We start from the raw sequence: 19,184 nt of genomic DNA, 5'->3' as shown, positions 1-19,184 counted from the left end.
ACCCCCAGGAGACAACATGGAACGTCGTTCCTTCCTTAAGAAAGCGGCTGTCGGCGCATCCGTCGGTGCAGTCGCAGCGCCCGCGCTGGCGCAGACCCAGCCGACCATCAACTGGCGTCTTGCATCCAGCTTCCCGAAATCGCTCGACACCTTGTACGGCACCGCCGAAGTATTCAGCAAGCGTGTCGCCCAGCTGACCGGCGGCAAGCTGAACATCCGCGTCTTTGCGGGCGGGGAAATCGTTCCGCCGCTGCAGGTGGTGGATGCGGTGCAGAACGGCACGGTCGAGATGGGTCATACAGCGCCGTATTACTATTTCGGCAAGGATCCGACCTTCGCATTCGACTGCGCCGTCCCGTTCGGCATGAGTTCGCGCCAGCAGACCGCCTGGTTCGACCAGGGCGGCGGCCGCGACCTCATGCGCGAGTTCTACAAGGATTACGGCATCATCAATTTCCTCGGCGGGAATACGGGCGCACAGATGGGCGGCTGGTTCCGCAAGGAGATCAAGACCCTCAACGACATCAAGGGCCTGAAGATGCGCATCAGCGCCTTCGCCGGCAAGGTCATGCAGCCGCTGGGCCTGGTGCCGCAGCAGCTGGCCGGCGCCGACATTTATCCCGCGCTCGAGAAGGGTGCGCTGGATGCGGTGGAATGGACCACGCCGTACGACGATGAAAAACTCGGCTTCTACAAGGTCGCGCCGTACTACTACGCGCCGGGCTGGTGGGAGGCGGGCGCACAGCTCTCGTTCTACATCGGCATGAAGGAATGGGAAAAGCTGCCCAAGGAATACCAGTACGCCATCGAGGCGGCATCGTTCGAAGCCCATGTAACCATGCAGGCCGAGTACGACTCGAAGAATCCGGCGGCGCTGGCCCGCCTGATCAAGAACGGCGCCAAGCTGCGCTTCTTCTCCAAGGAGATCATGGAGGCGAGCTACAAGGCCGCCATGGCCACGATGGATGAGGAAGCGTCCAAGAACGCCAAGTTCAAGAAGATCTACGACCACTACAAGCGCTTCCAGCGCGACCAGAACCAGTGGTTCACGGTCGCCGAGCTGCAGATGCACAACTTCATGTCCAGCCGCAAGTAATCCACGCACCACCCGGCCGGCCGCATTCGCGGCCGGTTTCAGACCGGGGGCAAGCCGCAACCACCGCTTGTCCCTGCCTGCTTCGCCAGAGCGGAGCGCTTGAAATATTTTCAGCAAACTTTCCTGCCCCGCTACGCCTCTGGCAGGCCGGCTGCACGGCATCATCCCCGGGCGTTTTCCGTCCGCGGCCGCGAATTTTTTTCACCTACGCATCTTTTTCCCCGCCATACAATCCTCCGCGACATATAGCGGGTCTATATGTACCGCCTATGTACCTTACCCGGTCCGTATGGTTATCGAAGTCCAATCCAAGGAGACAACATGGAACGCCGTTCCTTCCTGAAAAAAGCATCCGTAGGCGCAGCCGCAGGCGCACTGGCAGCTCCCGCAATCGCACAATCGCTGCCGTCGCTGAACTGGCGCATGGCATCCAGCTTCCCCAAGACGCTGGATACCGTATTCGGCGCATCCGAAACCTTCTGCAAGCGCGTCGCCCAGCTCACCGGCGGCAAGTTCAACATCCGCCTGTTCGCAGGCGGCGAGATCGTGCCGGCGCTGCAGGTGATGGACGCCGTCCAGAACGGCACCATCGAAATGGGCCACACCGCGTCCTATTACTACTTCGGCAAGGATCCGGCTTTCGCCTTTGACTGCGCCGTCCCGTTCGGCCTGAACTCCCGCCAGCAGACCGCCTGGTTCGACCAGGGCGGCGGCATGGCGCTGATGCGCGAATTCTTCAAGGACTACGGCATCGTCAACTTCCAGGGCGGCAACAGCGGCTCGCAGATGGGCGGCTGGTTCCGCAAGGAGATCAAGTCGGTGGCCGACCTCCAGGGCCTGAAGATGCGCATCGGCGGCTACGGCGGCCGCGTGATGCAGCGCCTCGGCCTCGTGCCGCAGCAGATTGCTGCCGGCGATATCTATCCGTCGCTGGAAAAAGGCACCATCGATGCCGCCGAATGGATCGGCCCGTACGACGATGAAAAGCTGGGCCTGTACAAGGTCGCGCCGCACTACTATGCCCCGGGCTGGTGGGAGCCGAGCACCCAGTTCTCGTTCTATGTCGGCATCAAGGAATGGGAAAAGCTGCCCAAGGAATACCAGTACGCGATCGAAGTCGCATCCTACGAAGCCCACGTCACGATGCAGGCCGAGTACGACGCCAAGAACCCGGCGGCGCTCGCCCGCCTTCTGCGCAACGGCGTCAAGCTGCACCACTTCTCCAAGGACATCATGGAAGCGTGCTACAAGGCCGCGACCGAGGTGAACGAGGAAGAAGCAGCCAAGAATGCGAAGTTCAAGAAGATCTACGAACAATGGAAGCGTTTCCGCCAGGATCAGAACCAGTGGTTCTCCGTGGCCGAAGCGACGATGCAGAACTTCATGGTGACCCGCCGTTAATCTTCCTCGACGGCCTCGAACCCGCCCCGCGCAAGCGGCGCGGGTTTTTTTTCGCCTATAGAGATTGTCGTCACGCTGACAGTTCCTTCCAGTCGCGCAACGTATGCTGCATTTCCGTGCAGGAATGAATGATTCCAGCCACAAGACCGGACGTGAATCGCAAGATCAGACTGCATGGGTTTAGCTACGTGAAAATACTTACGATAAATGTTGTTGCGCGCTACGCGTATGTATTGCAAGCAAAAAATTCGCCCCATACAATCATCGCAACATACAGAAACTGTATGGATAACGGACACTTCGGCCGATACACCGAAACTTGATGCAACCACGAGGAGACAAAATGGAACGCCGTTCCTTTATCAAAAAGGCATCTGTTGGTGCCGCAGCAGGCACAATCGCAGCACCCGCGCTGGCGCAGTCGCAGCCCACGCTGAACTGGCGCCTGGCATCCAGCTTCCCGAAGTCGCTCGACACGATTTTCGGTGCAGCCGAAACCTTCTCGCAACGCGTGTCCCAACTCACTAACGGCAAGTTCAACGTGCGTGTGTTCGCGGGCGGCGAAATCGTCCCGGCGCTGCAGGTGATGGATGCCGTGCAGGCAGGCACGGTCGAGATGGGGCATACCGCTTCCTATTACTATTTCGGCAAGGATCCGACCTTCGCATTCGACTGCGCGGTGCCGTTCGGCCTGAACTCCCGCCAGCAGACCGCATGGATCAACCAGGGCGGCGGCATGCAGCTGATGCGCGAGTTCTTCAAGGACTATGGCATCGTGAACTTCCTGGGCGGGAACACGGGTTGCCAGATGGGCGGCTGGTTCCGCAAGGAAGTCAAGAGCGTGCAGGACCTGAACGGCCTGAAGATGCGCATCGGCGGCTTCGCCGGCCGCGTGATGCAGCGCCTCGGACTGGTCCCGCAGCAGATTGCCGGCGGCGACATTTATCCGGCCCTGGAAAAGGGCACGATCGACGCCGCGGAATGGGTCGGTCCGTACGACGACGAGAAGCTCGGCTTCTTCAAGGTCGCGCCGCACTACTATGCGCCGGGCTGGTGGGAGGCCGGTCCGCAGCTGTCGTTCTATGTCGGCATCAAGGAATGGGAAAAGCTGCCGAAGGATTACCAGGCTGCTGTCGAAGCCGCCTCCGCGGAAGCCCATATCGTGATGCAGGCGGAATACGACGCGAAGAACCCGGCGGCACTGGCCCGCCTGCTGAAGAACGGCGTGAAACTGCACAATTTCTCCCGCGAGATCATGGACGCCTGCTACAAGGCGGCGACCGAAGTCATGGAAGAAGAGGCTAGCAAGAACGCCAAGTTCAAGAAGGTGTACGAGCCCTGGAAGCGCTTCCGCCAGGACCAGAACCAGTGGGCCTCCGTGGCAGAGGCTCCGCTCCAGAACTACATGATCACGCGCCGCTGATCCTGGTCACTCCTATTCCCCCGCATTCCACCCGCAGCGCGCAAGCCCTGCGGGTTTTTTACTGCCTGCGCCTGTAAGCAGGCAGGCAACAAAAAACCCCGCTGGACGAACCAAGCGGGGTTTGATGTTTCCGGCGACCGGGTTACTTCTTCTCTTCCGTATCGGTGGAGAAGTTGAGCTGCGGAGCGCTGTCGCCCTTGTTCTCGCCTTCCGTCGAGAAGTTCAGTTGCGGCACATCGCTGCCCTGGTCGGGGGTGGGGATGTCGATCTTCAGCTCGATCTGTTCCTTCATGTCGGTCTTTTCAGCGATCGAGACGATATTCGGGAAGGCAATGATCAGGCTCACCATGATCACCTGGATCAGCACGAATGGCACCGCCCCCCAGTAAATATCGGATGTTGTCACTTCCTTTGGCGCCACCGACCGCAGGTAGAACAGCGCGAAGCCGAACGGCGGATGCATGAACGAGGTCTGCATGTTCACGCCGAGCAGCACGCCGAACCAGATCAGGTCAATACCGAGCTTTTCTGCCACCGGGCCGACCAGCGGCACCAGGATGAATGCCAGTTCGAAGAAGTCCAGGAAGAAGGCCAGGCCGAAGAACAGGATGTTCACGACGATCAGGAAGCCCATCGTGCCGCCGGGCAGCGAAGTCAGCAGGTGTTCCACCCACAGGTCGCCGTTGACTGCGCGGAAGGTCAGGCCGAACACGGAAGAACCGATCAGGATGAACACCACGAAGCAGGACAGGCGGGTGGTCGAGTCCATCGCCTGCTTCATCAGCGACCAGGACAGGCGGCGGTTCATCATTGCCAGGATCAGCGCGCCGAACGCGCCCATGCCGCCGCCTTCGGTCGGGGTTGCGATACCGACGAAGATCGTGCCCAGCACCAGGAAGATCAGCGCGAGCGGCGGGATCAGCACGAACACGACTTTCTCGGCCATGCGGGAGAGCATGCCCAGCTTGAGCTGGCGGTTGATGACGGCCAGGATGAAGGCGCCGACGATGCCTACCGATGCGGAATAGATCCCGACTTCGTCGCCGGGAGCGTTCGGATGCGTGGAGCTGTAGTAGGCCGCGAAGGCGTAGGAGGCGCCGACGGCGAGCGCGATCAGTGCGATCAGGGAAACGATGCCACTCTTGCCGTTCGGCTCCTTCAGGTTGCGTGCTTCGGGCGGCAGGGCCGGTACCGAATGCGGCTTGAAGATGGACATGGACAGCACGTAACCCGCGTACATCGCGGTCAGCAGCAGGCCGGGAACGAATGCCGCCTTGTACATGTCGCCGACGGAACGGCCGAGCTGGTCGGCCATCACGATCAGCACCAGCGAGGGCGGGATGATTTGCGCCAGCGTGCCGGATGCGGCGATGACGCCGGAGGCGATGCGCTTGTCATAGCCGTAACGCAGCATCACCGGCAGCGAGATCAGGCCCATCGAAATCACCGATGCGGCCACCACGCCCGTTGTTGCGGCCAGCAGGGCGCCCACGAAAATCACGGCGTAGGCAACACCGCCGCGCACCGGGCCGAAGAGCTGGCCGATGGTGTCAAGCAAGTCTTCCGCCATGCCCGAGCGCTCAAGGATGAGGCCCATGAAGGTGAAGAACGGAATCGCCAGCAGGGTGTCGTTGGCCATGATGCCGAAGATGCGGTTCGGCAGCGCCTGCAACAGTTCGGGCTTGAGCAGGCCGAGCTCGATGCCGAGCAGGCCGAAGAACAGGCCGTTGGCCGCCAGGGCGAACGCTACCGGGAAACCCGATAGCAGGAACACCACAAGGGCGCCGAACATGATCGGCGCCATATTCGCAATCAGGAATTGCTCCATTTTTACTCTGTCTCCAGACGATCAGTTGAGATTGTTCGCGGCTTTGATCGCCTCGATTTCTTCTTCGGGGGTGGCGGCATGCTTCTCGAATTCGCGCGCTTCCACCTTGCCCTGCAGGAAGCCGATACGCTTGATCAGTTCCGAAATGCCTTGCAGCGTCAGCAGGAGGAAGCCAATCGGGATCAGGATCTTCGCCGGCCACACGATCAGGCCGCCTGCGTTGCTGGAGACTTCCTGGTTCTGGATGGACTCCCAGGCATAGGGCACGGCGTAGTAGAGGACGAGCAGCGTCATCGGCAGCAGGAAGGCGACGAAACCGAAGATGTCGATCCACACTTGCGTGCGCTTGGAGAAGCGGCCGGCGACGACGTCGATGCGGACGTGCTCGTTGCGGCGCAAGGTGTAGGAGGTACCGAGCAGGAAGATGGCGGAGAAGAGATACCACTGGATCTCAAGCCAGGCGTTGGAGCTGGTGTGGAAGATGTACCGGACGAGGGCATTGCCGGTACAGATCAGCACCGAGATGAACAGGGCCCAGCTGACGCCGCTTCCTATTTTTTCATTGAGCGCGTCAATGAATCTCGATAACGAGAGCAAAAAAGACATGGTTTCGTCTCCATTAATGAAAAGTCATTCGTGCCGGACCGCGGAATTTTGTTCTGTGCGATCGGAAAAATGGTGGTGTCTCTGTCGTGAGTTCGCGGAAGTATATGACATTTCAATGTGCAAGCGAACAACCGCACAGTACCCGCAATATTCTTTTCATGCTGCGATGCAAAAGCCCCTGTTTTTTTCATGCTTCAAGCGCATTTTTTACGCGGAAGTTCTTACGTAAAAACACGTAAATGCGGGTGCAAGGCGGGGAGACTGCCGGCGTGTGCGCCGGCAGTATCGGGAGGAAGCTGCGCTTATGTGAATTTACGCGAGCTGGGTGCGGAGGCGGGCGATGGCGGCGCGAACCTGTTGGGGAGCAGTGCCGCCGACGTGGTTGCGCGCGGCGACAGAGCCTTCGAGCGTGAGGACGTCGAAGACATCGGCCTCGATCAGCGTCGAGTAGGCCCGCATCTCGTCCAGCGTCAGGTCGGTCAGGTCGCAGCCGCGCTGTTCGCAGGTGCGCACCGCATGGGCAACCGCCTCGTGCGCGTCGCGGAAGGGCAGGCCTTTCTTGACGAGGTAGTCGGCCAGGTCGGTCGCGGTGGCGTAGCCCTGCAGCGCCGCGGCCCGCATGGCTTCCGGCTTGACCGTGATGCCGCGTGCCATGTCGGCAAAGATGCGCAGCGTATCGGTGACCGTATCGACGGTATCGAACAGCGGCTCCTTGTCTTCCTGGTTGTCTTTGTTGTAAGCCAGCGGCTGGCCTTTCATCAGCGTGAGCAGGCCGATCAGATGGCCGTTGACGCGGCCGGTCTTGCCGCGCGCCAGTTCGGGGACGTCCGGGTTTTTCTTTTGCGGCATGATCGACGAGCCGGTGCAGAAGCGATCGGCGATGTCGATGAAGCCTACGCGCGGGCTCATCCAGATCACGAGTTCTTCCGACATGCGGGAGACGTGCGTCATGATCAGCGCGGCGGCGGCGCAGAATTCGATCGCGAAGTCGCGGTCGGAGACGGCGTCGAGCGAGTTGTGGCAGACGTCGTCGAAGCCGAGCGTCTTCGCCACGCGCAGGCGGTCGATCGGGAATGTCGTGCCGGCCAGCGCGGCGGCGCCCAGGGGCAGGCGATTGACGCGCTTGCGGCAGTCGGCCATGCGCTCGGCGTCGCGGCCGAACATCTCGACGTAGGCGAGCATGTGGTGGCCGAAGGTGATCGGCTGCGCCACCTGCATGTGGGTGAAGCCCGGCAGGATGGTATCGGCGTGCTGCTCGGCGAGGTCGACCAGGGCCAGGCGCAGGTCGCGCAGCAGGCCGGTGATATCGTCGATGGCGCCGCGAAGGTAGAGGCGGATGTCGGTGGCGACCTGGTCGTTGCGCGAACGGCCGGTGTGCAGGCGCTTGCCGGCATCGCCGACCAGCTCGGTCAGACGCTTTTCGATGTTGAGGTGGACGTCTTCGAGGTCGAGCAGCCACTCGAACTTGCCGGACGCGATCTCGGAGCGGATCTGCTCCATCCCGCGGCGGATGTCTGCATGGTCCTGCTGGCTGATGATGCCCTGGTGGGCCAGCATCTCGGCGTGCGCGAGCGAGCCCTGGATGTCGGCTTCCCACATGCGCTTGTCGAAGAAGACCGAGGCGGTGTAACGTTTGACGAGGTCGGAGACTGGTTCGGAAAAGCGGGCCGACCAGGCCTCGCCTTTTTTGGAAAGTTGTGCTGTCATAATTGAATCCCGGTGAATACGTGATTATAACTCCCATGCCACGCTCCGCCGCTCCCGAAACGGCCGCCACACCTGCCGACATCATCATTCCCGACTGCTGCAACATCGGCGTCGTCCTGCGCACGCTGATCGGCGTGAATGCGGCGGCCTTCGTCGCGGTCCTGGTGCAGGCGGGCGGCTGGAAGAGCGCGGTGTTCGAGTTCGTCGAAGCCTCCGTCGTGGTCGAAATGGCATGCCTGTGGTCCCTGTTCATCCTGTGCGGGTTGCGGCAGGTGGCGCAGCGCCGTTCCGGCGGCAGGGACGCGCCGGCATGGGCGCAGCGCGCCGTCACCATCCTCGTGCCGGCCGCGGTGACCGGCCTCGTTGTCCATTTGTTCAGCCTCGGCAGCGGCGTGGCCGGCGAGATGGAGAAGGGGATCGTGGTGGGCGGCGCCGCGGGTATCCTGTTCCAGCACTATTTCGAGCTGCGCAAGCGCGCCTTCTCGCCGGCGCTGGTGGAGGCGCGGCTGCAGGCGTTGCAGGCGCGCATCCGGCCGCATTTCCTGTTCAACAGCCTGAATGCCGCCTTGTCGCTGGTGCGCACCGAGCCGCGCCAGGCGGAGAACACGCTGGAAGACCTGGCCGACCTGTTCCGCGTGCTGATGAGCGATCCGCGCAGCATGACTTCGCTGGACAACGAGATCCGCCTCTGCCGCCAGTACCTGTCGATCGAAAAGATCCGCCTGGGGGCGCGCATGCAGCTCACTTGGGACATGGCCGGCGTAGACGACGAGGTGTTGCGGCGCGCCCAGGTGCCGGTCCTGCTGCTGCAGCCGCTGGTGGAAAACGCGGTGCACTACGGTGTCGAGCCGGCGCTGGCGCCGGTACCGGTGAGGATCGTCGTCGCACGTTCGCTGGACAAGATCGAGATCATCGTGACCAATCCTTTCCACGCCAATGCGCCCGGCGGGCCCGGGAACCACATGGCGCTGGAGAATATCCGCGAACGCCTGAAGCTGCTCTATGACGTCGAGGCGCAGCTCACGACAGCGGTCGCGGCCGATGTGTTCGAGGCCCGGCTTCGTTTCCCCTATGTCAAAGGTGCCGCATGACACTCCGCCTGCTGATTGTTGACGACGAGGCGCCGGCGCGCGCGCGCATGAAGACGCTGTTGTCGGATATCGCCGGCGAGTGCCCGCACCAGCTGGTGGGTGAAGCCGCGGGCGCGCAGCAGGCGCTGGACACGGTCGCCCTCGCCGCCCCGGACATCGTGCTGCTCGATGTGCAGATGCCCGGCATGACCGGCCTCGAACTGGCGGCCTGCTTCATGAAGACGCCGTCGCCACCGGCCGTCATCTTCGTGACTGCCTACGACGAATATGCGCTCAAGGCTTTCGAGGTGCATGCGCTTGACTACCTGCTCAAGCCGGTGCGGGCATCCCGGCTGGCCGAGGCGCTGCAGCGTGCCGCTGCGCTGCGCGCGACGCAGCGGCCGGCCATTGCAGCGGCGGCGAAATCGGCGCCGGAGGCGCGCCGCAATTTCTCTGTGCAGGAGCGCGGACGCGTGCTGCTCGTGCCGGTGGGCGAAGTGATTTACCTGAAGGCCGAACTGAAATACGTCACGCTGCGCACGCGCGGCCGCGAGTACCTGATCGAAGAGTCGCTGACCTCGATCGAGGACGAGCTGGGGGAGCTGTTTGTGCGCGTGCATCGCAAGGCGCTGGTGGCCCGCGGGGCCATTGTCGGGGTTGAACGTGGCACGGTGGCGGTCGATGGCGAGGGAGATGCGGATCGCGCGCAGGAGTCCTGGCAAGTGATCCTGCGCGACCTCGACGAGCGCCTGCCGATTTCTCGGCGCCAGTGGCCGGTGGTGAAGGCGCTCGTCAAGTAGGTCATTCAGCCGGTATTGCGCAGTCCCGCGGCGATGCCGTTGATCGAGAGGTGGATGCCCCGCCGCACGCGCTCGTCCAGCGTGCGTCCTTCCGCGCTGGTGCTGCGGTGGCGCTTGATCAGTTCCACCTGGAGGTGGTTCAGCGGATCGAGGTAGGCAAAGCGGTTCTTGATCGAGCGGGCCAGCAACGGATTGCCCGACAGCCGCTCGCGGGCGCCGGTAATCACCGCCAGACAGGTCGTGGTGCGCTCGTGTTCCTCCACGATGCGCTTGAAGATGCTGTTGCGCAGCTTCTTGTCCGCCACCAGCTCCGCATAGCGCGAGGCGACCGCGAGATCGGTCTTGGCCAGCACCATGTCCATGTTCGAGAGCAGGGTGGCGAAGAACGGCCACTCCTTGAACATGTCGCGCAGGATGGCGGCGCGCTTCTTGTATTCCTTCGCATCGTCGATGTCGTGCAGCCAGGAGGACACGGCGCTGCCGAATCCGTACCAGCCGGGCAGCAGCAGGCGGCACTGGCCCCAGGAAAAGCCCCAGGGAATGGCGCGCAGGTCTTCGATGCGGCGCGTGGACTTGCGCGAGGCGGGACGCGAGCCGATGTTGAGCTCGGCGATCTCGGCGATCGGGGTGGCGGAGAAGAAGTAATCGGTGAATCCGGGCGTGTCGTACACGAGGCTGCGGTAGCTGCGGTAGGCATGCTCCGACAATGCCTCCATCACGCTCTCGTAGGCGGCCAGCTTCTTGGCGCGCCTGCCTTCGGCGGCGTGCGGCATGAGGCTGGCTTCCAGCGTGGCGGCGACGAGCAGTTCCAGGTTGCGGCGCCCGATCTCCGGGTTGGAGAATTTCGAGGCGATGATTTCGCCCTGTTCGGTCAGGCGGATCTGGCCGTTGACGGTGCCCGCGGGTTGCGCCAGGATCGCGTCGTAGCTCGGGCCGCCGCCGCGCCCGACCGTGCCGCCGCGGCCGTGGAACAGCCGCAGCCGGACACCGGCGCGGTCGAACAATTCCACCAGCCGGACTTCCGCCTTGTACAGCTCCCAGTTCGACGTGAGGAAGCCGCCGTCCTTGTTGGAGTCGGAATAGCCGAGCATCACTTCCTGCAGGTCGCCCTGGTTGGCGACGAGATGGCGCACCTGCGGCAGGGACATGAAGCGTTCCATGATGTCGGGCGCGCAGCGCAGGTCTGGAATGGTTTCGAACAGCGGGATCACCATCAGTTCGTTGCGCGCATTCGTCACCTGGCCGGATTCCTCGTCCCACTCGAGGTGCAGCAGGCCGGTTTCCTTTTGCAGGAGCAGCACTTCCAGCAGGTCGGACACGGTTTCCGTGTGCGAAATGATGTAATTGCGGATCGCCCGCCCGCCGTAGCGCCGGCGGATCTCGCGCGCTGTGCGCAGGATGGTCAGCTCGGACTCGGTCTCGGCGGAATAGGCGAGGTACGGCGAGTACAGCAGCCGCGGCCGGGCGAGCTCGTCGAGCAGGAGCGCGACCTTTTCTTCTTCCGGCAGCGCAGCGTAATCCTTTTCCATGCTGGCGCGCAGGAACAGTTCGGCGAGTACGCGCTCATGCACATCGGAGCTCTGGCGCATGTCCAGCGTGGCCAGGTGGAAGCCGAAGATCTCGGAGGCGCGCTTGAGTACGGCAAGGCGTGGCCTGACCAGTCCGCCGCCATGGTGCGACTGCAGGGAGTCGGCAATCACCTGCAGGTCGGCGGTGAACGCCTCCGGGGTGTCATAGGGGGCGGCCGGCCCGACTTCCTGGCGCAATACATGCGCCGCGCCCAGCGTGCGGGCGGTGGCCGCGAGACGGGCATAGAGGCCGATCAGGGCACGCCGGTAGGGCTCGTCGGAGCGGTGAGCCGACTGGTCGGGCGAGGCATCGGCCAGTGCCTGCAGCGCGGGGCTCACGCCGACCAGCAAGGTTGAAATCGACAGCTCCGCACCGAGCGCGTGCACTTCATCGAGATAGAAATCGAAGATCGCGGTCGACTGGCGCATCAGCGCGTGCTTCATCGTATCCGCATTGACGTTGGGGTTGCCGTCGCGGTCGCCGCCGATCCAACTGCCCATCTGCAGGAAGGGCGGCAGCTCCTTGTCGGAGGCCGCGTGCCGCTGCGGGAACTGCGCGGCGATCTCGCCTTCGATGTCTTCGTACAGGCCGGGCAGTTCGCGCAGGAAGGTGATCCGGTAGTAGGAGAGGGCGTTCTCGATCTCGTCGGCCACGGTCAGCTTCGTGTAGCGCAGCATGCGTGTCTGCCACAGCGTGGCGACGCAGGCATGCAGGAGCTGCGTATTGCGCGCCAGTTCCTTCGGCGTGAGCGGATGGTCGCGCTCGGCGAGCAGGCGGGCGATCTCGCGCTCGGCGTCGAGGATGCTCTTGCGCTGCACTTCCGTCGGGTGCGCGGTGAGCACCGGGGAGACCAGCGCCTCCCTGAAGAAGCCGCGCACAGCGGCACCGGACACGCCGGCATCGTCCAGGCGCGACAAGGCGTAGGCGATGCTGCCCTGCTGCGGGGCGGAGCCGGCCAGCAGGTGCGCGCGGCGGCGCCGGTTGTGGTGCTGGTCTTCGGCGATGTTGGCCAGATGCGAAAAATACGAGAACGCACGCACGACGGTGATCGTCTGGTCGCGCGTCAGCTTCCTGAGCATCTTGTTCAGGTCGGTGCCCGATTGCGGGTCGGACTCGCGGCGGAAGCGCACCGCGGTCTGGCGGATGGTCTCGACGACTTGGAAGACCGCTTCGCCTTCCTGCTCGCGCAGCACGTTGCCGAGCAGGCGCCCGAGCAGGCGGATATCTTCTTTCAGCGGCGCGTCCTTGTCGGCGGACGTTTTGTGGGCAGGGGAGCTTGCCGGATTAGCCATATTGTGTGTCTGCAATCGTTCGGGAAATTGTGGCTTGCGGGCACGGTTGCCTTGTGCTCGCATGATAAAATCTGCGCCTCTGCGATCGGTACGCTCTGTACCGGTCCCGCATCAACGAACATCGAAAGTGCCCGTCGTGAAAGCAACCCCACCAGCAAAACTCGTGATCGCTTCCCGCGAGAGCCGCCTTGCCATGTGGCAGGCGGAGCACGTCCGCTCCAGGCTGGCTGCATTATATCCGCAGTGCAGTATCGAGATTCTCGGCATGACCACCAAGGGCGACCAGATCCTCGACCGCACGCTGTCGAAGGTCGGCGGCAAGGGGCTGTTCGTCAAGGAACTCGAAGTCGCGATGGAGGAGCGCCGCGCCGATCTCGCGGTGCACTCGCTGAAGGACGTCCCGATGGAGCTTCCCGAAGGGTTCCGTCTCGCCGCGGTGCTCGAGCGCGAAGATCCGCGCGACGCCTTCGTCTCCAACGACTACGCTTCGCTCGACGAACTGCCGGAAGGCGCAATCGTCGGTACCAGCAGCCTGCGCCGCCAGGCATTGATCTCGGCGCGCTATCCGCATCTCGTGATCCGTCCGCTGCGCGGCAACCTTGATACACGCCTTGGAAAACTGGATCGCGGCGAATACGCGGCGATCATCCTGGCTGCCGCGGGCCTGAAGCGCCTCGGCATGCCGCAGCGCATCCGCGCCTTGATCGAGCCGGAGCAGAGCCTGCCCGCACCGGGTCAGGGTGCGATGGCCATCGAAATCCTCGACGGCCGCGACGATCTGATGGAACTGCTCGCGCCGCTGAACCACACGGCGACGGCGCAAGCCGTCACGGCGGAACGCACCGTCTCGCGCGTCTTCGGCGGCAGCTGCCAGATTCCGCTGGCGGCTTTCGCCACCGTGGACGGCGGCGCGATGCGCCTGCGCGCGATGGTGGCGACGCCGGACGGCAAACGCATTGCCGCGGGCGATGCCTCAGGACAGGCCGACGCCCCGGAAGCACTGGGCAGGCAGATCGCAACGGCCCTGCAAGGCCAGGGTGCGGACGATATCCTCGCCGCATGCAAGGCAATGGATGCCGGCTGACGTGAACGCCGCGCCCTTGCGCTGACGCAGCGACAGGAGAAGTGCACGATGACAGAGTCACCAGAGCCACGCAAGCGTCCGGTGGTCATCACCCGTCCGATCGCGCAGGCCGCGCCGCTGGCGCAGAAGCTTGCCGCCGCCGGACGGGAGGCGGTCGTGTTTCCGTTGCTGGAAATTCTTCCCTTGCCGGACCAGACTGCGCTCAAGGCCACGCTCGGGGATCTCGGCAATTTTGCGATGGCGGCTTTCGTCAGCCCGAATGCGATCGATGCGGCGTTTGCGCATATCGACTCTTGGCCTTCCGAGGTCGCGCTCGCGGTCGTCGGCGAAGGGAGCAAGGCTGCTCTCGCCAACCACGGCCTGACCCAGGACAACACAACCATTTTCAGCCCGGTCGATCCGCATCGCACCGATTCGCAGACACTGCTCGAGGTGCTCGACCTTGCCGCCCTGCGCGGCAAGCGCGTGTTGATCGTGCGCGGCGAGACCGGGCGCGAACTGCTCACCGATGCACTGCGCGGTGCCGGCGTGCAGGTCGAACAGGTCGCCGCGTATCGCAGGACCGCGCCCGTCCTCGACGGCGAGAAAACGGCGCAGCTTCGCCATCTCCTCGATACGGAGGCGGACTGGATCATCACAAGCTCGGAAGCCCTGCGCTACCTCTTGCAGATGGTCCGCGATGTGGCGGGCGAAGCCGGCGTGGTTAAAATGCAACAGCAACCGCTTATCGTCCCGCATGTGCGTATCGCCGAAACCGCGCGCGCACTCGGATTCACCGATGTCATCCAGACCGGATCGGGGGACGAACCCTTGATTGCCGCGTTACAATTTCGAGCATGAACGAACTGCCATCCCCATCGTCTTCCGGCCCGAACCAGCCGCCGCAGAATCCAGCTTCACAACGCACGGACCCCATGGCCTCCGCCGCCCGCCGGCCGCTGTCGGGCCGTCTCGTGTACGGCGCGCTCGGGGCGCTGGCCATCCTGCTGGCCGCCCAGTGGTGGAACTCCGATCGCGAGCTCGACCGCCTGCGCGAGGAAATGGCGCAGCGCCTGAAGACCGGCGAAACGCTGACGTCCGAAACCAAGGTGATCGCCCGCTCCGTGCAGGAGGGGATGAAGGAGTTGCAGGCCAAGGTCAATGTCCTCGAAGGCAAGCAGGTGGAGGCGCAAAGCCAGCAGCTCGCGCTCGAACACCTGTACCAGGAATTGTCCCGCAACCGGGATGACTGGGCACTGGCCGAAATAGAGCAGGTCCTGTCCACGGCGAGTCAGCAGCTGCAGCTCGCCGGCAACGTGCAGGGGGCGGTGATCGCCTTGCAGAATGCCGACAACCGGCTCTCCCGTTCGGACAAGCTGCAATTCATCATCATCCGCCGCGCGATCGCCAAGGACCTGGAGCGTCTGAAGGCGCTGCCGACGGTCGACCTGACCGGCATCGCGCTGCGCCTGGACAGTATCATCGGCCAGATCGATTCCATGCCGCTGCTGGCCGATGAAAAGCCGGCTGCCACGGCCGCACAGCCTCGCACCGCGCGCCGCGTGCCCAAGGCTGCGGAAACCAGGGCCGCCCCCGAGGCCGGCGGTTCGGACTGGCTGGGTGAGCTCGAAGAGCTGTGGCACAGCTGGACCAGCGAGATGTGGAGCGAGATCCGCCAGCTGGTGCGCGTGCGCAATGTCGAAACCTCGGACGCCTTGCTGCTCTCGCCGACGCAAGCCTATTACGCGCGCGAGAACCTCAAGCTGCGCCTGCTCAATGCACGCCTTGCCCTGCTGACCCGCAACGAGTCCGCTTTCCGCAACGATCTGGTCGCCGCGCAGGACGCCATTGCCAAGTATTTCGACACCCGCGCCCGGCAGACGCAGACGACGCAGGCCCTGCTGCGCCAGGTCCAGGCCAGCAACCTCTCCATCGAGATGCCAACCCTGGCAGAGAGCCTGAACGCCGTCCGCAACTACAAGGCGAAGCCATAAGCCATGCGCATTTTCCTTTCGCTCGTCATCCTGTTTGCCGCCGCGATCGGGCTCGCGGTCGGCGCCCGCTTCAATCCGGGCAACGTGGTCTTCTTCTACCCGCCGTACCGGGTGGACATGTCGCTCAATCTCTTCATCGTGCTGATCGCGCTGCTGTTCGCGATCCTGTTCGCGATCTTCAACGCCATCCGCACCACGCAGCAGATGCCGCAACGCGTCGCCGCCTATCGTCGTGAAAAGCGCGACCGCGAGGGCAACCGTGCCCTGCGCGATGCGCTCAAGGCCCTGTTCGAAGGACGCTTCGGCCACGCCGAGAAGGCCGCCACGCGTGCCGCCGAGTCGCCCGAGAATGCCGGCCTGTCGGCCCTGATCGCCGCCCGCGCCGCGCACCGTATCGGGCGCCCGGAACGCCGCGACGTCTGGCTGGGCAAGGTGCAGGAAGACCCGTCCCTCAAGACCGCGCGCCTGATGACGGCCATCGAGCTGTCGATCGACGGGCACGAGCCGGACGCCGCGCTCGACGCGATGAACGAACTGAATGCCAGCGGCACGCGCCATATCCACGCGCTGCGGCTGGCCCTCAAGGCGAACCAGCGCGCCAAGAACTGGCCGGAGGTATTGCGGCTGGTGCGCATGCTGGACAAGCGCAATGCGCTGCATCCAGCGCTGTCGCGCCGCCTGAAGGAAATGGCGTATGAAGACTTGCTGACGCACCAGGCACATGATGCCGAGTCGCTGCTGCGCGTGCTGTCGACGATCCCGGCGGAAGACAAGACGCGGCCCTTCGTCGCCATCCGCGCCGCCCGCGCGCTCAGCGCCAAGGGCTTGCATGGCGAGGCGCGCAGCATCGTTGAAAAGGCGCTGGCCGTGGAATGGGACGAGCGGCTGGTGCGCGCCTACGGCAACTCCGCCGGCGCCGAAGGTTCGGCCGAGCTGCTGGCCCAGATCGAGCGTTGCGAAGAGTGGGCGAAATCGCATCCCGGCGATGCCGAACTTGAGCTGACCCTCGGTACCCTGTGCCTGCGCCAGAAGCTGTGGGGCAAGGCGCAGCGCCACCTGGAACAGGCGCTGTCCGATGCGGGCGAATCCGAGACGGTGCGCGAGGCGCACCTCAAGCTGGCGCAGATGCACGAAGCGCTCAACCAGCCCGACCAGGCAGCGGCCCACTATCGCCAATGCGCGCTGTCCACGATGCTCTGACGGCTGCTCGCCACAGCCTGCGCTGCTTTTAACACGAAATCCTGACGCACGCCTGACGTGTATCCGTGGCGTTGACAAAGCTCCGGGATAGGGTGCTGCGTCGCACAAGCCCCTGCGGAATGCCGTTATAATCTCGCCATTTCCGAATTTTCATTCCCACTGAGAGAGCATCATGAGTTTGAGCAATGTTCCTGCCGGCCGCAATGTTCCGGAGGATTTCAACGTCATCATCGAAATCCCGATGAACGCCGATCCGATCAAGTACGAGGTCGACAAGGAAACCGGCGCGATTTTCGTTGACCGCTTCATGGGCACGGCCATGCACTATCCGTGCAACTACGGTTACATCCCGCAGACCATCTCTGACGACGGCGACCCGGTCGATGTGCTCGTGATCACCCCGTTCCCGCTGATTCCCGGCGTCGTCGTGCGCTGCCGTCCGCTGGGCGTGCTGAAGATGAAGGACGAAGCGGGCGGCGACGCGAAGCTGCTCGCCGTACCGGTCGACAAGGTGCTGCCGATTTACAAGCACTGGCAGTCGCCGGACGACCTGAACGAACTGCGCCTGCAGCAGATCCAGCACTTCTTCGAGCACTACAAGGATCTGGAGCCGGGCAAGTGGGTCAAGGTCGAAGGTTGGTTCGGTCCGGAAGAGGCCAAGCAGGAAATCCTGAACGGCGTCGCCAGCTACAACCGCGAGCACAGCAAGTAAGCCGCGGGCAAGCACGGACGAAAGTGCACCAAAGCGCACCGGAAGCGGTGCGCTTTTTTATTTCTGGGCCGCCAGTGCGCCCATCACGCGCGGGCCGAACTGGTTGAGCGCCAGCCCGGACAGGACCAGCGCGCCAGCCCCGACCTTCCACCACTGCAGCGGCTCGCCGAGCACCCATGCCGCACTCACCATCCCGGCGACCGGGACGAGCAGGGTGAAGGGTGCGACCGTGGCGGTCGGGTACTTCCGCAGCAGGATCGCCCAAATGCCGAAACCGAGGATGGTGGTCGGGTAGGCCTGGAACAGGATCGCGCCTGCTGAGAGCCAGCTCATCCCCTGCAAGGCCGCGACGATGGCGGCGGGGCCTTCGATCGCCAGCGATGCCAGCAGCAGCGGCGGTGCGGCCAGCAAGGAACCCCACACCACCAGCGCCAGCGCATCGACCTTGCCGATGCGTTTGGTGAAAATGTTCCCCACGCCCCAGGAAAAACCGGCGGCGATCACCATCAGGAATCCAAGGACGGTGGCACGCGCCTCCAAGTGCATGGCAACCAGGCCCATGCCGCCGAACGCGATCAGCGCCCCGGCGATCTGCGACCACTGCGGCCGCTCGCCCAGCACGACGACGGCGAGGCCGATGGTGAAGAATGCCTGCAGCTGGACCACGAGCGAGGCCAGCCCCGGCGGAAAGCCGGCCTGCATGCCTGAAAACAGCAGGGTGAACTGCAGGGCAAACTGGAAAGCGGCATAGCCCGCCAGCAGCCGGAAAGGAACCGCCGGCCTGCGCACGAAGAACACCATCGGCAGCGCGGCGCAGGCGAAGCGCAGCGCGGTGAACAGGATGGGCGGCAGGCCCTGCAGCCCAAGCTTGATCACGACGAAGTTGAATCCCCAGATGAGGACGACGATGAGGGCAAGCAGGATATCGGAGGGCTTCATGATGCAGTCCGCAGGCGGGGCGATGTGCAAATTGTATTGTTTCCAAATGATGATTAAAGTAGATTTTGGAAAATGATTATTTCTGCCTGGATAAAATGATCGATCTACAGCGCCTGGGCGTGTTCAGCGCCGTCGCCGACACCCTCAGCTTTTCGCTCGCGGCGGCGCGCCTGGGCGTGTCCACCTCCCATGTCAGCAAGCAGGTGAGCGCGCTGGAGAAAGAACTGCATGCGCGGCTCCTGCATCGCACCACGCGCAGCATCAGCCTGACCGAGGCGGGAGAAATCTTTTATCAGCGCTGCAAGGCCATCCTGTCCGATGTGGCGGCGGCCGAGCAGGAAGTGTTGCGGCGGCAGGATGCGCCGCAGGGGATCTTGCGCGTGACTGCCCCGGCCAATCTCGCCAATGCGCGGCTGGCGGATATCGTCCAGCGTTTCATGGCGGCGTATCCCGACATTCAGCTCGACCTCACTTTGTCGGACCG

At 63.7% G+C, this 19,184-nt stretch carries 16 protein-coding genes; 11 read left to right on the top strand and 5 right to left on the bottom strand.

Going from position 1 to position 19,184, the window contains the following annotated elements; genetic code table 11:
• The first annotated feature begins 16 nt into the window (after positions 1 to 16).
• From VFF99_RS13150 to VFF99_RS13140, 3 genes are all read left to right on the top strand, one after another.
• Positions 17 to 1,096, top strand: a complete 1,080-nt coding sequence (locus VFF99_RS13150; RefSeq protein ID WP_325018580.1) for a TRAP transporter substrate-binding protein — start codon at positions 17 to 19, stop codon at positions 1,094 to 1,096.
• A 321-nt stretch (positions 1,097 to 1,417) separates the two neighbouring features.
• Positions 1,418 to 2,497, top strand: coding sequence for a TRAP transporter substrate-binding protein (locus VFF99_RS13145; protein WP_325018578.1), 1,080 nt, complete (start codon positions 1,418 to 1,420; stop codon positions 2,495 to 2,497).
• Between the two features lie 343 nt (positions 2,498 to 2,840).
• Entirely contained in the window at positions 2,841 to 3,920 is a 1,080-nt protein-coding gene (locus tag VFF99_RS13140) for a TRAP transporter substrate-binding protein (protein WP_325018576.1), read from the top strand.
• Positions 3,921 to 4,062: 142 nt separating this feature from the next.
• Here VFF99_RS13140 and VFF99_RS13135 read toward each other — a convergent pair whose 3' ends face one another.
• From VFF99_RS13135 to argH, 3 genes are all read right to left on the bottom strand, one after another.
• A complete protein-coding gene (locus tag VFF99_RS13135) occupies positions 4,063 to 5,748 on the bottom strand; it encodes a TRAP transporter large permease subunit (RefSeq protein ID WP_325018574.1) in 1,686 nt (561 codons plus the stop codon).
• Between the two features lie 21 nt (positions 5,749 to 5,769).
• Entirely contained in the window at positions 5,770 to 6,354 is a 585-nt protein-coding gene (locus VFF99_RS13130; RefSeq protein WP_325018572.1) for a TRAP transporter small permease subunit, read from the bottom strand.
• Positions 6,355 to 6,666: 312 nt separating this feature from the next.
• Positions 6,667 to 8,061 (bottom strand): argininosuccinate lyase, encoded by a 1,395-nt coding sequence (gene argH, locus VFF99_RS13125; protein ID WP_325018570.1) that lies wholly within the window; start codon positions 8,059 to 8,061, stop codon positions 6,667 to 6,669.
• A gap of 35 nt (positions 8,062 to 8,096) precedes the next feature.
• Here argH and VFF99_RS13120 point away from each other — a divergent pair, with 35 nt between their 5' ends.
• Both VFF99_RS13120 and VFF99_RS13115 read left to right on the top strand, forming a co-directional pair.
• The gene (locus VFF99_RS13120) at positions 8,097 to 9,152 is read left to right on the top strand and encodes a sensor histidine kinase (RefSeq protein ID WP_325018568.1); all 1,056 of its coding nucleotides are present in this window, start codon (positions 8,097 to 8,099) and stop codon (positions 9,150 to 9,152) included.
• On the top strand, positions 9,149 to 9,931 hold the full coding sequence (locus VFF99_RS13115; RefSeq protein ID WP_325018566.1) for a LytTR family DNA-binding domain-containing protein: 783 nt from the start codon (positions 9,149 to 9,151) through the stop codon (positions 9,929 to 9,931). Before VFF99_RS13120 ends, VFF99_RS13115 begins: the two co-directional genes overlap by 4 nt.
• A 5-nt stretch (positions 9,932 to 9,936) precedes the next feature.
• On the opposite strand, the gene ppc is transcribed toward VFF99_RS13115, so the two are convergent.
• Positions 9,937 to 12,855 (bottom strand): phosphoenolpyruvate carboxylase, encoded by a 2,919-nt coding sequence (ppc, locus tag VFF99_RS13110; protein ID WP_414691538.1) that lies wholly within the window; start codon positions 12,853 to 12,855, stop codon positions 9,937 to 9,939.
• A 73-nt stretch (positions 12,856 to 12,928) separates the two neighbouring features.
• Here ppc and hemC point away from each other — a divergent pair, with 73 nt between their 5' ends.
• The 5 genes from hemC to ppa all read left to right on the top strand — a co-directional run bounded on the left by hemC (position 12,929) and on the right by ppa (position 17,761).
• On the top strand, positions 12,929 to 13,876 hold the full coding sequence (hemC, locus tag VFF99_RS13105) for a hydroxymethylbilane synthase (RefSeq protein ID WP_325018562.1): 948 nt from the start codon (positions 12,929 to 12,931) through the stop codon (positions 13,874 to 13,876).
• Between the two features lie 48 nt (positions 13,877 to 13,924).
• Entirely contained in the window at positions 13,925 to 14,716 is a 792-nt protein-coding gene (locus tag VFF99_RS13100; RefSeq protein ID WP_325018560.1) for a uroporphyrinogen-III synthase, read from the top strand.
• Complete coding sequence (locus tag VFF99_RS13095) at positions 14,713 to 15,849, top strand: uroporphyrinogen-III C-methyltransferase (RefSeq protein WP_414691537.1); 1,137 nt, start codon at positions 14,713 to 14,715, stop codon at positions 15,847 to 15,849. Before VFF99_RS13100 ends, VFF99_RS13095 begins: the two co-directional genes overlap by 4 nt.
• 3 nt (positions 15,850 to 15,852) lie before the next feature.
• Positions 15,853 to 17,049 (top strand): heme biosynthesis protein HemY, encoded by a 1,197-nt coding sequence (locus tag VFF99_RS13090; RefSeq protein ID WP_325018556.1) that lies wholly within the window; start codon positions 15,853 to 15,855, stop codon positions 17,047 to 17,049.
• 172 nt (positions 17,050 to 17,221) lie between these two features.
• The gene (gene ppa, locus VFF99_RS13085) at positions 17,222 to 17,761 is read left to right on the top strand and encodes an inorganic diphosphatase (RefSeq protein WP_325018554.1); all 540 of its coding nucleotides are present in this window, start codon (positions 17,222 to 17,224) and stop codon (positions 17,759 to 17,761) included.
• 57 nt (positions 17,762 to 17,818) lie between these two features.
• On the opposite strand, the gene VFF99_RS13080 is transcribed toward ppa, so the two are convergent.
• Positions 17,819 to 18,700 carry an EamA family transporter gene (locus VFF99_RS13080; RefSeq protein ID WP_325018552.1) on the bottom strand — a complete coding sequence of 294 codons (882 nt, stop codon included), beginning with the start codon at positions 18,698 to 18,700 and terminating at the stop codon, positions 17,819 to 17,821.
• 95 nt (positions 18,701 to 18,795) lie between these two features.
• On the opposite strand from VFF99_RS13080, the gene VFF99_RS13075 reads away from it, so the two are divergent.
• The coding region (locus tag VFF99_RS13075; protein WP_325018550.1) for a LysR family transcriptional regulator at positions 18,796 to 19,184 on the top strand (389 nt) is incomplete at its 3' end.

The organism is Noviherbaspirillum sp., from assembly GCF_035654295.1.
Lineage (GTDB): Bacteria > Pseudomonadota > Gammaproteobacteria > Burkholderiales > Burkholderiaceae_D > Noviherbaspirillum.
Note: the sequence above shows the minus strand (reverse complement) of the source record. Positions and strands in the feature narration are given on the sequence as shown.